This window comes from Gluconobacter roseus, from assembly GCF_046058915.1.
In the GTDB taxonomy this organism is placed as follows: Bacteria; Pseudomonadota; Alphaproteobacteria; order Acetobacterales; family Acetobacteraceae; genus Gluconobacter; species Gluconobacter roseus_A.
On record NZ_CP175538.1, the window covers coordinates 2047012 to 2059216 of the forward strand.

The following is a 12205-nucleotide window of genomic DNA, read 5'->3' on the forward strand; positions in this document are numbered from 1 at the left end:
TACGTTGCTAATCCGTTTTCGTCATGAGCGCTAAAGTAGCGGGAACACTTGCTGTCAGGATTTGTTGCTTGTGATGCCAACCCAGTGGAGACTATGGAAAAGACATGGTGCCAAATCTTTCTGACCCCGATCTTCCCGCCCGTATCCTCGTCGTCGAAGATGACGCGGGCATGCGGACCCTCATTCTCCGTGCCCTTCAGGGTGGCGGTTTCCGTGTCCGTGGCGTTGCCTGCGGGGACGAGATGTGGGCTGCGCTTGAAGTGGCTCCCGTCGATCTCATCATCATGGACATCATGCTGCCCGGCAAAAGCGGCATCGAACTGTGCCGTGCGCTGCGCAGCGGGCAGGGCGCCACGCATGAGAACGAGACCCCGCCGGCCCAGGTGCCGATCATCATGGTCTCGGCCCGTGGCGAGGAACGCGATCGCGTGAACGGTCTCGAATCGGGCGCGGATGATTACGTTCCCAAGCCTTTCGGCCAGCGCGAACTTCTGGCGCGCGTACGTGCGGTCCTCCGCCGTGGCATTGCGACCGGTGCGCCGCAGGAGCGCGTGCGTCGCGAGACACTGCGTTTCGCGGGCTGGACGCTCGACCTGCGTCGCCGCGAACTGACGGACCCGTCCGGGGCCACCGTCGATATTTCCGGTGCCGAACACGATCTGTTGACGAGCTTTCTGGACAATCCGCAGCGGGTTATCGCCCGTGACCGGCTTCTGGAACTGTCGCGGACCCGTCTGGGCGATGTCTCGGACCGCAGCATCGACGTGCTCGTCAGCCGTCTGCGCCGCAAGCTGGGCTCTGACGCCGATCAGCTGATCCGCACCGTCCGTGGCCTGGGCTATATCTTCGTGGCTGAGGTTGAACGCGTCTGAACATCCAGAACCGCATTCTGCTATGGCCGCTGGGGCTGGTCGGGCGCGTCTGCGTTGTCCTGACCGTCGCAGTGACACTGGTGTTCCTGACGAACGCCATTTTCTATGGTCAGGCAGAGACCTACATTGTCGATGACGTGCGCATCGCCCAGCTGGGCGAGGCGCTGAGTACGGACCTGCGCGTGCTTGCCGCAGCTCCGGTCAGCCAGAGATCCTTTCTGGCCGTCATGCTCTCGGGCAGTGAACTCAGCGTAACCTGGCAACCGGCCTCGATCACGCCCGCACTACCGGGACACCATCCGGTCGCACTGACGCAGCTTGTCAGACGCCTGACGGCCGATGATCCCATTCTTGAACAGGCTCATCTGGACCTCTACACGCTTGGTCCGGGAAGCGCGGACGTGCTGGGCTCCCAGCGCCTGCCGGATGGAAGCTACATCCGTTTCCGCGTGCCCGGCATGCTCGGCCATCACCGCGTCACGCGCGGTTTGGCCTCGGCGGCCATCGCGGCGGGGGCCGTGGCCATTGCCGCGGCCATGCTGATCCGCGGTCTCAGCATGCCGCTCCGTGCGCTGGTGTCTGTTGCGGACCGCATCGGCTCCAGCGAGAAATGGGTGCCACTGGCCGAACGTGGTCCGCCTGAAGTGCGCGGGCTGGCCCATGCCATCAACGCCATGCAGGACCGCATCCAGAGCCTCATCAATGACCGGACACAGGCTCTGGCAGCCGTGTCGCATGATCTGCGCACACCGCTGACACGTCTGCGTCTGCGCTGCGGTTTCCTGAGTGACGGGGAGGCGCAGGCTGCCATCGAGGCCGATCTGGACGAGATGGAAGCCATGGTGAACGGCATCCTTGCCTATCTGGCGGGCGCGGATGATCCGGAAGTCCCGCGCACCATCAATATCGTCGCCACGCTCGAAACCCTCGTGGACGATCACGCCGATCACGGGCGGGATGCCCGTTATGAAGGGCCGGACCGCGCATTGGTGCATGTCCGTCCGCTCGCCATGAAGCGCGTGCTGTCCAACCTGATCGAAAACGCCCTCAACTATGGCGGCAATGTCCTCGCCACTTTGCGGACGCGGGAGGATGGCGCGCTTGAAATCGCCATCAGTGACAGCGGCCCCGGCATCCCGGAGAGCGAGTACCAGCGCGTGCTGACTCCGTTCTACCGTCTGGAAGGCTCGCGTTCGCGGGCCACGGGGGGAATCGGACTGGGGCTGGCGATCGTGCAGCGCGAAATCTCGCGTGAAGGCGGGTCGCTGGTTCTGGGGCGCGGGGATGCCTCGAAGGGCTATGGCGGGCTCTGCGCCACCATCATTCTGCCCAAGGGACTCCCGTCTCCCTCAAGGAAAACCGAGGGGCAGGGCGAGCAGGTCTGAAAAGGCGTGGTCTGTCGTTAAAAACACGGGAAGTCGGACCAATGCAGTCCCAACACTTGCACCTTCGGGCGAAGTGGCACATGTCAGGGCGGACTGGAACGCAAGGACATGACCACGATGTTCATCGAGACCGAAGACACTCCCAACCCCGCCACCCTGAAATTTCTGCCCGGCCGCAGCGTGACCGGCGACGCCCGCCCTGTTGATTTCGGCGATGCCGATGTTGCCGCCGGACGCTCCGAACTGGCGAGCGCCCTGTTCGACCAGCCGAACGTGCGCCGCGTCTTTCTCGGCGGCGATTTCGTCTCCGTCACCAAGTCCGACGATATCAGCTGGGGCGATCTCAAGCCCGTCGTGCTGGGGACGATCACGACCTTCTTCGAAAGCGGCCGCCCGGTCCTGTCCGGAACGCAGTCTGCTCCGGAACATGACGTTTCGCCCGAAGACGCCGAAGTTGTCAGCCGTATCCAGGATCTGCTCGACACCCGCGTGCGTCCTGCTGTTGCCGGTGACGGCGGCGACATCGCCTTCCGTGGTTACAAGGATGGTGTGGTCTATCTGGTCATGCAGGGCGCCTGTTCCGGTTGCCCGTCCTCCCGCGCCACACTGAAGCATGGCGTCGAGAACATGCTCCGGCACTATGTTCCGGAAGTTGCCTCGGTCGAACAGGTCGAGGACTGAACCATGGACGGCCAGACATCTGTGAGTGAAACACTCCCCTGCGGACCGGTTCCGGGCGCAGAAGCCCTGTTCACGCAGGCCCGGACCCCGCGCAGCTTTTCGCCGCGCCCGGTCGGGGAGGATGTCCTGCGTCGTCTGTATGATCTGGTGAAGCTGGGGCCGACCTCCGGCAACTGCTCGCCAGGTCGCTTTGTTTTTCTTATGACGCAGGATGCCCGCGAGCGCATCCGTCCTGCCCTGTCGCCGGGAAACGTGGCCCGCGCCATGGCGGCGCCGGTTCTGGCCGTCGTGTGCCATGATCCACTGTTTTTCGAGGCGCTGCCCCGCCTGAACCCGCAGGATGGTCTGCGCGACTGGTTTGCCGCCGATGTCGGACTGTCCGATGAGACGGCCTTCCGCAATGGTACGCTGGAAGGCGCTTACCTTATCATGGTCGCCCGGATGCTTGGTCTGTCCGCCATGCCGATGTCCGGCTTTGACAACTTCATGGTCGAGGACACACTGCTGAACGCCACTGGCTGGCGCGTGAACTTCCTCGTGGGCCTTGGCTATCCGGCGGAAAATGAACCCGCCCCCGACCATGCCGAGCCTCGTGCACCCCGTCTGGACTTCGGAGAGGCCTGTCTGTGTCTGTAAAGGCGGGGTCTGTCAGGACAGTCGTTTTCAACGGGGCAGGGGCAGGCACCGGCCTGACCAGTCTGGTGGCGCTTGTCGAGGACGGGCATGTCGTTGCAGAAAAGCTTATGGCTGGTCGTGGGGCCTCCGAGCATTTCGCGCCCGCCATCCGCGAACTTCTGACGCAGAACAACTGGAATACGGCCCCTAATCGTGTCGTTGCCGTGATTGGTCCGGGTTCCTTTACGGGCCTGCGCTCGTCCCTGTCACTGGCGGCAGGGCTGGCGGCAGGCTGGAACTGTCCCACGATCGGCGTCACGCTGGGAGCGGCTATCCGCGCCACGCTCGCGCGCCCGGACGCTGTCTGTGTGAGTATTGCCCGTCGCGGCCGGGTCTTCGTGGACCCGCCGCACGGTCCCGTCACGGCCAGCCAGACTGCCGATCTCGATCCCACAGGCTGGGCCTGTGTGACAGGCGACGCCGTTTCCGAAAAGACTGACTGGCCCTGTCCGGTGCTTCCCTGCGAAGCGCCTTATGCGCTGGGTATCGTGCAGGCTGCGCAGGGCGTTGCGCCCGGTCCGCTGATGCCGCTCTATGTCGATCCCCCCGAAGCAAAACCCCCCGCTGCCGGTCTGAGGCCTGCGCCCCTGTGAGCAGTCCTGAAAAGGATTTCCAGTTAAAGACAATGGGGATCGAATGCGCGCCATTACTGGCCGCGCTTCATAAAGTCACGTTTCGCGGCGGTGAAGTCTGGGATGCAACTTCTTTTGCCGCCCTGCTTTCAGGTCAGGGCACGGAAGCTACGGTTGCCCTGATTGGTCATGATCCTGCCGGCTTCATTCTTTCGCGGACCGTTCTGGACGAAACGGAAATCCTTACTCTGGCCGTCCATCCCGATTTCCGCTGCAAAGGCATTGGAAAGTCCCTGGTGCAGCATGTTCTGCAGAAGGGAAAAGTATTTCTTGAAGTAGCAGTCTGTAACAAACCGGCGGCTGTGCTGTACGAGAAATGCGGTTTTGTAAAAGCAGGGCTGCGTCGTGGTTATTACCGGGACGGAAGCGATGCCCAGGTGCTTGTTTCTAGCAACGTTTGACCGTTAAACAATAAAAATCCGGGCTCTCAATAACAGGTGAATCCGCCAGAATTATGTGCCCCAGTGCCTGCACGGATGCACGGACGTTCCTGCGTGTCTCTGTTCCGCGAAGCCGGACTTCAAGTCTCTGGCCGGAAGTCATGCCATCCAGTTTTGCCCGCACATATACTGTCGTCATCGGGCATGTTTTTTCGGTTATATCTATGAAAAATGTTTCATTTTCTGTCACGCACATGTTTCTTTCTTTTTATGCTTGAAGGAAGCAATTTATGACTGCTACATGCTCCCTCGCTCAAGGATGAAGGACTTAACTACAATGTCGCAAGAGACAAATGCTCCCGAACTGCATCAGCTGACTGCGCAGATCGTTACTGCCTACGTATCGAACAACGATATTCCGGCTGACGCTCTTCCGGCCCTGATCCGGTCCGTCCATGACTCTCTTGCAACGGTGAACGTTCCGGAAGAGGCTCCTGTTGAAAAGCCGGTGCCGGCCGTTTCGCCTCGCAAGTCGGTTTTCCCGGACTACATCATCTGCCTGGAAGACGGTAAGAAGCTGAAGCTGCTGCGCCGTCACCTCAAGACCGCCTACAACATGACGCCGCAGGAATACCGCGAGCGCTGGGGTCTGCCGCCGGAATATCCGATGGTTGCTCCCAACTATGCGAACCACCGCTCGTCGCTGGCCCGCAAGATCGGCCTCGGCCGTCGTCACGAAGACTGAGTGCCATTTTCCCTGTCCGCGACCTCTTCATCCCCGCGGCAGGGAAAAGCCTGACAGGCTCCATAAATTGGACAAGATGCCTGTTTTTCGGCTAGGCCGCAGATATGGTCGCAGATACGAAACCCGCTGAGAGACGCGCCGGCCCAGGGAATCGGAAGGGACCCTCTTCCCCTGTGCCGGATGATTCACACATTGCCCGCCTGTGTGTGGAAAGCGGACTGAAAATGACCGGCCAGAGACGGGTGATCGCCCATGTCCTGTCCGTTGCCGACGACCATCCGGACGTCGAGGAACTCTATCGCCGTGCGTCCGAGATAGACAGCCGCATTTCCGTTGCGACTGTCTATCGCACGGTTCGTCTGCTGGAAGAAAAAGGCATTCTCGAACGCCGTGACTTTGGTGGCGGGCGTGCGCGTTACGAGGCCAGTGACAGCGGCAACCACTATCATCTGATTGATGTGGACAGCGGCCGTGTCATCGAGTTTGAAGATGAAGAGCCGGTGCGTCTTCTGGCCCAGCTTGCCCAGCGTCTGGGATTTGATCTTGTCTCGCATCGTATCGAGCTGTTCGGCCGTCGCGCCGAACCCGATGACAGGAAAAAATCCCTCCCAGAAAACAGGAACAAGAGCGGATCATGACCACCAAACCGGCTGGCGCACCTATTTCCGCTCCGGATAACGATACCGTCGCCCCAGTATCGGCTCCGGCCCCGCATTCGCTGACCAGCAGCGAGGAAACCCTGCGACAGATGGAGACGCTCTCCACCTTGTCCCTGAACCGCGAAGGCGGCTTTCAGGAACTGCGTGGTGGAACGCTGGGCGTGCGGATTGCCGAGACGGCCGAAGAGCGCGACGCTGCACAGGCACTGCGTTACCGCGTTTTCTTTGAAGAACTCGGCGCCCATCCCGACGAACGCGCCTTCCGTACCAAGCGTGATGTGGACGAATTCGACGAGGCCGCCGATCATCTTCTGGTCATTGATCACGCCAAGGGCCCCGGCGCTGCCGGTGTCGTCGGTACCTACCGTCTGCTGCGCTCTGATGCCGCCGAGAAGGTCGGGCGTTTCTACACGTCCTCCGAATACGACATCTCGACCTTGACGGAATTCCCCGGTCGCCTGCTTGAAGTCGGGCGTTCCTGTGTGGCGAAGGAATATCGCGGCCGTTCCGCGATGCAGCTCCTGTGGCGCGGTATTGCGTCCTACATCTTCCTGCACCGGATCGATGTGCTGTTCGGCTGCGGCAGCCTTCCGGGTACGGACCCGGACGCTCTGGCCGACCAGCTTACCTACATGCACCACAACCATCTGGCCCCTCCGGCCCTGCGCATCCGCGCGCTTCCGGACCGCTATGTGGAAATGCAGCGGACTGACCCGCATGTGCTGGACTACCGCGCCTGCCTCAACAAACTGCCCCCGCTGATCAAGGGGTATCTGCGTCTGGGCGGCTATGTCGGTGATGGTGCGGTCGTGGACGAGCAGTTCAACACCACGGATGTCGCCGTTCTGGTGAAAAGCGAACTTCTGGCGGACAAGTATTACCGCCATTACGAACGTCGCCTGCGCGACGCTCTCGACTGACAGTTTTTTTGCAGCCGGTTCCATCAGGTCCGGCTGTTTCCTGTTTCAGCCCCTTCGTCAGCCGGACGGTTCCTTCATGATTTCGACGCTCCCTGTCCGTGGCTGGCGCCTGGCCGGACTGATGCTGCTCGCCGGTGGGCTGGCAGCCCTGTCCCTGCCACCGGTGCACGCCCTGTTCCTGCTGCCCGTGGGGCTGATGATCCTCTATCGTGTGTCCGAAGACACGCGGTCCTGGAAACAGGCGGCCTGGTGCGGCTTCCTGTTCGGCATGGGCTTTCACACGGTCGGGCTCTACTGGCTGACCAACGCCATCCTCACGCGTGTCCATGAATTTTGGTGGGTCGTTCCCTTCGCATCCCCCGGCGTGGCGCTGCTGATCGCGCCTTTTATCTGCGTCCCGGCGATCCTGTGCCGCGTCGTGCGTCCTGGCTGGCAGCGCGTGCTGATGTTCGCGGGAAGCTGGACCGTCATGGATATGGGCCGCGTCTTCATGTTCTCGGGTTTTCCGTGGAACCCGCTGGGAAGCGATCTTGAACTCCCCGGTTTCGCCGGAGACGTCATGATCCAGCCGGCCGCCGTTCTGGGCGTGGACGGTCTGTCGCTCGCTCTGGTGCTCGGCTCTCTCGCCCTGTTCCGTGGTAGATGGGCGGCTGTGGCCGTGCTGGCTGTGTCCATGGTGTGGATTGCCGCAGGCACATGGCGTCTGTCGTCCGCCACGCCGCTGAACATCACCAATCCCCGCGCCGTTCTGGTGCAGGGCAACGTGCCTGAAGCCGAAGTCATCAGCCACGCGGACGCGGTCAGCAATTTCCGCCGTTATCTGAGCCTCACTGCACAGGGGGCGCAGAAAGCCTTCGCGGAGGGGGGGCGTCCGCCCGTGGTGATCTGGCCGGAATCCGGCTTTCCCGGCCTGCTGGACGAGGACGAGCTTGCCCGGCAGATGATCGCCCGTGCCGCCGATGGTGCTCCGGCACTGGTCGGTTCGGACCGGCAGTCCGGCAAAGACTGGTTCAACAGCCTGATTGCCGTCGCCCCCGATGGCAGCATCGCGGCGATCTACGACAAAAGCCGCCTCGTCCCGTTCGGCGAATATCAGCCCTGGATCCTGCCCTTCAACGTCCTGCCGGGCGTCCTAACACCCGGGCCGGGCCTGAAGACATGGGATCTGCCGGGCATGGGGCGCGTGGGCCCGATGGTCTGCTATGAGATCATTTTCTCGGGCTCCGTCACGGCCCGCAATGACCGCCCGAACTGGCTCGTCACGATCTCAAATGACGCCTGGTACGGCAACAGCGCCGGCCCCCGCCAGCATCTCGCGACGGGACGGATGCGGGCCGTGGAAGAGGGACTTCCGGTTGTTTTCGCCAACAATACCGGTATTTCCGCCATCTATGACGCGACCGGCCATGAAACCGCCCGTCTGGGCTGGGGCCGGGCCGACGTGCTGGTCAGCGACATCCCGTCACCGCTCCCCCCAACCTTCTTTTCCCGCTTCGGCCGCGCCACGCCGCTTGCGCTTGCGATCCTGTGCATGGTTCTGGCGCTCGTCCCCACACAGCGGAAGAAGCGCGACTGGGACCTGGGGGTGTATAAAGGTTAATATTGACAATCCAGGGTTGTCTTATTAACCATTTACTTGTGTCAGAAAAAGAATCCTCCCCGGATCGCGCCCGCCCTGAATCCCGCAGTTCCGCTGCGGCCGGACCGGTGGACGTCCATGTCGGCAACCGCATCCGTCTGCGTCGCACGCTCATGGGGCTGTCGCAGGAAAAACTGGGCGAGGCTCTGGGACTGACCTTCCAGCAGATCCAGAAATACGAGCGCGGCGCCAACCGTGTGGGCGCCAGCCGCCTGTACGATCTGGCGCAGGTTCTGGATGTGCCGATCGGCTTCTTCTTCGATGACATGCAGGAGGCGCGCCCATCCGCGCCGTCCAGCGCGTCCCAGCCGTTTTCCGGTTCCGCTCTGACATTCAATCCGGCTTTCGGCCAGACACCCGCCGCGCAGGCTCCCGTCACGGGGTTCGCCGAAACGCAGTTGGCGTTCGGGGCTCCGCCGCCCCGCGCACCTGCCGCGCCACCGCCGCGTCTGTTTGATCTGCCGGTGGACGAAGCCGCCCTGTTCAGCCGCCGCGAGACGGTCGATCTGGTGCGCTCCTATTACCGGATCCCGGACCCTGCGGTCCGCAAGCGGATGCTGGACCTGATCCGCTCCCTCGGCCCTGCCGACGTCAAACCGGACTAAGACTTATTCCCGGCGCAGGATGCTGTCGTTCACAAAGGAGGCCAGCTTCCCGGCCTTGAAATCGGCCCGCAGACGGTCCTCGTCATACTCGTCCCGGACCCAGTCCAGAAACGGCAGACGCCCTTCCGCCTCCTTCTGATAGCGCAGGAAAAACGCGTCCAGAATGCCGGTGCGCGAACGGTTGAAATGCCCGAACCGCCAGTGCAGCTGCCCCAGCGCGTCCTGAGCCGTGCCGCCTTCAAACATCAGCACCAGACCTGACGCCAGACCTGCCCGGTCCGCACCCGACTTGCAGTGCATGAGCATGGGGAAGGCGAGCGTCTGGTACATGTCGTAAAAGCGCAGGATGCGGTCCCGGTGCGGCGCGCCACGGCTTTCAAAAGCCATGTCCAGATGCGTCAGCCCCAGCTTCGCGCTGGCGCCCCGGGACAGCGCATCCGAGCCGCATTTGCGATGCCCGCGCAGGTTCACGAGCGTCTTCAGATGCAGGCGCCGCGTCAGGCTGCGCAGGCGCGAGGGCGTAGGATGGTTGCAACGCCAGACCTTGCCCGGCACGACGGGGGCGAGATTGGTCCAGCCCAGCCGGAAGATGGAGTGGTCCACGAACAGACTGTCCCACCAGGCGCGGCGCCGCGCGGCGGGAGACGTGATCCGGCCTTCGAACATGGTGAATGCATCCTTGCTGGACATGCCGCTCGGGAGGGGCGGGCGACGGGAAGAACGCGCTGTGTCCCATCCCGCAAAGGGATGCGTCAACCGCCGAAAAGTGCTATATTGCGTCTCATGCGCTTCGTTCCCCCTTTCCTCATGCTGTCGTTTCTCGCCACGGCGGGATGCGGGTCCATGTTCAGCGGGCCCGCGCCAGACATGGCCGCCCTCCCGCCGCCAGGCGCAGCCCCTGGCCACCACTCCCACAGCAGCATCCATCACCGTCAGGCCAGCGGCATGTCCTATGCCGACGACGCTCCGGTCATGCCGATGCCGCCGGGTGCGGAAAGCCCGTCCTCGGCCTCGCATGACACGGCCAGCAGCTCGTCCCCGGGCGGCATGTCCTTCGGCGGCGGTCAGGGCAACAGCGTCAACATCGCGCCCCAGCCCGCAACCCCCGATACCGAAGTCTCCTACGGGCAGAACAGCGCGTCCAACTGACCCCGGGATCGTCGGGCGTTCTTCATGATTGCGTAACTCTTGGTGTGTTACGGGCATTGCCCTGAACACGCGCCAAATCCACGCTCTGGAGACTCCGACTATGACTGAGCAGGTCAAGGCAAACATTGCCGAGCGGCTGCTGTTTCTTGGCATCGGCGCAGCTGAGAAAGCCCATCTGGCCAGAATCCGTCCTCAGGCGCTGGAGGTGCTCGGGCCTGCGCTGGACCGCTTCTATGGCCGGATTCACAAGACTCCGGCCCTGAACCGCTTTTTTGCCAACGAGCAGCATCGCATCGGTGCGCGCAACCAGCAGGAAAAGCACTGGAAGCGGATTCTTCAAGGTGATTTCGGCGCCGATTACGTCGAGAGCACCCGCGCCATCGGCAACACCCATGCCCGGATTGGCCTCAAGCCGCAGTGGTATGTCGGCGGTTATGCCCTGCTGATCGAAGGCATGGTGACGGACCTGCTCCGTCAGTACTGGCCGCAACCGCGCCGCAGCTTTCTGGACCGCCTCCTGCGACGTCCGGCCCGGGGAACCTCTGGCGAAGAGGCTGCCGCGCAGATCGGCCTGCTGATCCGCTGCGGTCTTCTGGACATGGAACTCGGGCTGGAAACCTACACGCAGAATTTGGATGTCCGTGAGCGTTCACGCGCGGAAAGCGAGCGAATACAGAGCCTCGCCGCCCTGTCGGACGCGCTGGCGGATGCGCTCGATCGCATGGCGGGCGGCGATCTGGTCCAGCAGATCGACCCGGCGCTGGAAAACGGCTCGACTCGCATGAGCGGCGCCTTCCACCGGGCCTGTGAAGGGCTGGGACGCATCGTCCATGCCGTCCGTGAAACTTCCGGGGCCGTGGAGCGGCGCGCCCGCGAAATCAGCGGCTCCACCGAGAACATCACCTGCCGCATCGCCGAACAGGTCGATGCCCTGGCGGCCGTGGCGCGCAACATCACGGAACTGACGTCCTCGGTGAAGGAAGTCGCCGACGAAGCCCGTCAGGCCGATACGACTGTGGCTGACTGCTGTCAGGAGACCGAGCAGGGTCGCGATATCGTAGGCAAGACGGTTGAGGCCATGGCCAAGATCTCGTCGTCATCCAACCGGATCGTTCAGATCATTGGCGTGATCGACGAGATTGCATTCCAGACCAATCTTCTGGCGCTGAATGCCGGCGTCGAAGCAGCCCATGCTGGCGATGCGGGACGTGGATTTGCGGTTGTTGCTCAGGAAATCCGGGCTCTGGCCCAGCGGTCCGCTACGGCGGCCAAGGAGATCAAGTCGCTGATCGCCAGCAGCATGGAAGACGTGCAGCGCGGCGTACAGATGGTTGACGAGACCGGCACAGCGCTGGGAAACATCAGCACTTCTGTGGAGCGTCTTGGAACGGCCGTAGGGCAGATTGCCTCAGGGGCCGAAGCGCAGGCGAAACGCATCATGGACATCAATGCCAGCACGACGCAGCTTGAGGGCGTGACCAAAAGCAATGCGTCAATCGTTCACCAGACCAGCAGCGCAAGCCAGAAACTGGTTGGAGATGCCGGCGAACTGACCCGGGTCGTGCGGAATTTCAAGGTCCGGAAAAGACCGTCACGGTCGTCGCAGCGGATTGCGCCGCTGCCCGCTCAGAGAACGCCTTCTCCGACCGGGGCCGCGGAAACGGTCTGATCCCTTCGGAAGGATCAGCCTTCGATCTGACGGGCTTCCTCGGGCAGCATGATCGGAATACCGTCCCGGATCGGGAAGGCGAGCTTCGCCCGGGGGCTGATAAGCTCCTGGGTGTCGCGGTCATAGGTCAGCGGGCCTTTGGTAACCGGGCAGACCAGAAGAGACAGGAGGCGGGGATCGAGTTCTGTGTTCAT

At 62.7% G+C, this 12205-nt stretch carries 16 protein-coding genes; 13 read left to right on the forward strand and 3 right to left on the reverse strand.

Annotated elements, in window-relative coordinates:
• Positions 1-104 precede the first annotated feature (104 nt).
• The 6 genes from ACJ2A4_RS09545 to ACJ2A4_RS09570 all read left to right on the forward strand — a co-directional run bounded on the left by ACJ2A4_RS09545 (position 105) and on the right by ACJ2A4_RS09570 (position 4646).
• Positions 105-872 (forward strand): response regulator, encoded by a 768-nt coding sequence (locus ACJ2A4_RS09545; protein ID WP_408872653.1) that lies wholly within the window; start codon positions 105-107, stop codon positions 870-872.
• 71 nt (positions 873-943) lie between these two features.
• Positions 944-2257 (forward strand): ATP-binding protein, encoded by a 1314-nt coding sequence (locus ACJ2A4_RS09550; RefSeq protein WP_322783306.1) that lies wholly within the window; start codon positions 944-946, stop codon positions 2255-2257.
• Positions 2258-2374: 117 nt separating this feature from the next.
• Positions 2375-2938 carry a NifU family protein gene (locus ACJ2A4_RS09555; protein WP_194260239.1) on the forward strand — a complete coding sequence of 188 codons (564 nt, stop codon included), beginning with the start codon at positions 2375-2377 and terminating at the stop codon, positions 2936-2938.
• 3 nt (positions 2939-2941) lie between these two features.
• Complete coding sequence (locus ACJ2A4_RS09560) at positions 2942-3574, forward strand: malonic semialdehyde reductase (RefSeq protein WP_408872654.1); 633 nt, start codon at positions 2942-2944, stop codon at positions 3572-3574.
• Positions 3565-4206, forward strand: a complete 642-nt coding sequence (gene tsaB / locus ACJ2A4_RS09565) for a tRNA (adenosine(37)-N6)-threonylcarbamoyltransferase complex dimerization subunit type 1 TsaB (RefSeq protein WP_408872655.1) — start codon at positions 3565-3567, stop codon at positions 4204-4206. Before ACJ2A4_RS09560 ends, tsaB begins: the two co-directional genes overlap by 10 nt.
• Positions 4203-4646, forward strand: coding sequence for a GNAT family N-acetyltransferase (locus ACJ2A4_RS09570; protein ID WP_408872656.1), 444 nt, complete (start codon positions 4203-4205; stop codon positions 4644-4646). The genes tsaB and ACJ2A4_RS09570 overlap by 4 nt, the downstream gene beginning before the upstream one ends.
• On the opposite strand, the gene ACJ2A4_RS09575 is transcribed toward ACJ2A4_RS09570, so the two are convergent.
• A complete protein-coding gene (locus ACJ2A4_RS09575) occupies positions 4633-4881 on the reverse strand; it encodes a sulfurtransferase TusA family protein (protein WP_408872657.1) in 249 nt (82 codons plus the stop codon). The two genes, ACJ2A4_RS09570 and ACJ2A4_RS09575, sit on opposite strands and share 14 nt — an antisense overlap.
• Positions 4882-4962: 81 nt before the next feature.
• On the opposite strand from ACJ2A4_RS09575, the gene ACJ2A4_RS09580 reads away from it, so the two are divergent.
• From ACJ2A4_RS09580 to ACJ2A4_RS09600, 5 genes are all read left to right on the forward strand, one after another.
• Positions 4963-5370, forward strand: coding sequence for a MucR family transcriptional regulator (locus ACJ2A4_RS09580; protein ID WP_408872658.1), 408 nt, complete (start codon positions 4963-4965; stop codon positions 5368-5370).
• A 104-nt stretch (positions 5371-5474) separates the two neighbouring features.
• Positions 5475-6008 (forward strand): Fur family transcriptional regulator, encoded by a 534-nt coding sequence (locus ACJ2A4_RS09585; RefSeq protein WP_194260211.1) that lies wholly within the window; start codon positions 5475-5477, stop codon positions 6006-6008.
• Positions 6009-6118: 110 nt separating this feature from the next.
• On the forward strand, positions 6119-6949 hold the full coding sequence (locus tag ACJ2A4_RS09590) for a GNAT family N-acetyltransferase (protein ID WP_062511496.1): 831 nt from the start codon (positions 6119-6121) through the stop codon (positions 6947-6949).
• A gap of 76 nt (positions 6950-7025) precedes the next feature.
• Positions 7026-8549 carry an apolipoprotein N-acyltransferase gene (lnt, locus tag ACJ2A4_RS09595; protein ID WP_408872659.1) on the forward strand — a complete coding sequence of 508 codons (1524 nt, stop codon included), beginning with the start codon at positions 7026-7028 and terminating at the stop codon, positions 8547-8549.
• A gap of 152 nt (positions 8550-8701) precedes the next feature.
• Complete coding sequence (locus tag ACJ2A4_RS09600) at positions 8702-9193, forward strand: helix-turn-helix domain-containing protein (RefSeq protein ID WP_408874148.1); 492 nt, start codon at positions 8702-8704, stop codon at positions 9191-9193.
• Positions 9194-9196: 3 nt separating this feature from the next.
• On the opposite strand, the gene ACJ2A4_RS09605 is transcribed toward ACJ2A4_RS09600, so the two are convergent.
• On the reverse strand, positions 9197-9859 hold the full coding sequence (locus ACJ2A4_RS09605) for a protein tyrosine phosphatase (protein ID WP_408872660.1): 663 nt from the start codon (positions 9857-9859) through the stop codon (positions 9197-9199).
• A 177-nt stretch (positions 9860-10036) separates the two neighbouring features.
• Here ACJ2A4_RS09605 and ACJ2A4_RS09610 point away from each other — a divergent pair, with 177 nt between their 5' ends.
• Together ACJ2A4_RS09610 and ACJ2A4_RS09615 are read left to right on the forward strand one after the other, a co-directional pair.
• Positions 10037-10342 carry a hypothetical protein gene (locus ACJ2A4_RS09610; protein WP_408872661.1) on the forward strand — a complete coding sequence of 102 codons (306 nt, stop codon included), beginning with the start codon at positions 10037-10039 and terminating at the stop codon, positions 10340-10342.
• Positions 10343-10442: 100 nt separating this feature from the next.
• Entirely contained in the window at positions 10443-12011 is a 1569-nt protein-coding gene (locus tag ACJ2A4_RS09615) for a methyl-accepting chemotaxis protein (RefSeq protein ID WP_408872662.1), read from the forward strand.
• 14 nt (positions 12012-12025) lie between these two features.
• On the opposite strand, the gene ACJ2A4_RS09620 is transcribed toward ACJ2A4_RS09615, so the two are convergent.
• Positions 12026-12205, reverse strand: a complete 180-nt coding sequence (locus ACJ2A4_RS09620) for a Trm112 family protein (protein WP_194260215.1) — start codon at positions 12203-12205, stop codon at positions 12026-12028.

Coding starts and splice junctions, on each gene's coding strand:
- ACJ2A4_RS09545 (WP_408872653.1), top strand. CDS start 105: ATGGTGCCAAATCTTTCTGACCCCGATCTTCCCGCCCGTATCCTCGTC.
- ACJ2A4_RS09555 (WP_194260239.1), top strand. CDS start 2,375: ATGTTCATCGAGACCGAAGACACTCCCAACCCCGCCACCCTGAAATTT.
- ACJ2A4_RS09560 (WP_408872654.1), top strand. CDS start 2,942: ATGGACGGCCAGACATCTGTGAGTGAAACACTCCCCTGCGGACCGGTT.
- ACJ2A4_RS09575 (WP_408872657.1), bottom strand. CDS start 4,881: ATGTGCGTGACAGAAAATGAAACATTTTTCATAGATATAACCGAAAAA.
- ACJ2A4_RS09580 (WP_408872658.1), top strand. CDS start 4,963: ATGTCGCAAGAGACAAATGCTCCCGAACTGCATCAGCTGACTGCGCAG.
- ACJ2A4_RS09585 (WP_194260211.1), top strand. CDS start 5,475: ATGGTCGCAGATACGAAACCCGCTGAGAGACGCGCCGGCCCAGGGAAT.
- ACJ2A4_RS09590 (WP_062511496.1), top strand. CDS start 6,119: ATGGAGACGCTCTCCACCTTGTCCCTGAACCGCGAAGGCGGCTTTCAG.
- lnt (WP_408872659.1), top strand. CDS start 7,026: ATGATTTCGACGCTCCCTGTCCGTGGCTGGCGCCTGGCCGGACTGATG.
- ACJ2A4_RS09600 (WP_408874148.1), top strand. CDS start 8,702: ATGGGGCTGTCGCAGGAAAAACTGGGCGAGGCTCTGGGACTGACCTTC.
- ACJ2A4_RS09605 (WP_408872660.1), bottom strand. CDS start 9,859: ATGTTCGAAGGCCGGATCACGTCTCCCGCCGCGCGGCGCCGCGCCTGG.
- ACJ2A4_RS09610 (WP_408872661.1), top strand. CDS start 10,037: ATGTTCAGCGGGCCCGCGCCAGACATGGCCGCCCTCCCGCCGCCAGGC.
- ACJ2A4_RS09615 (WP_408872662.1), top strand. CDS start 10,443: ATGACTGAGCAGGTCAAGGCAAACATTGCCGAGCGGCTGCTGTTTCTT.
- ACJ2A4_RS09620 (WP_194260215.1), bottom strand. CDS start 12,205: ATGAACACAGAACTCGATCCCCGCCTCCTGTCTCTTCTGGTCTGCCCG.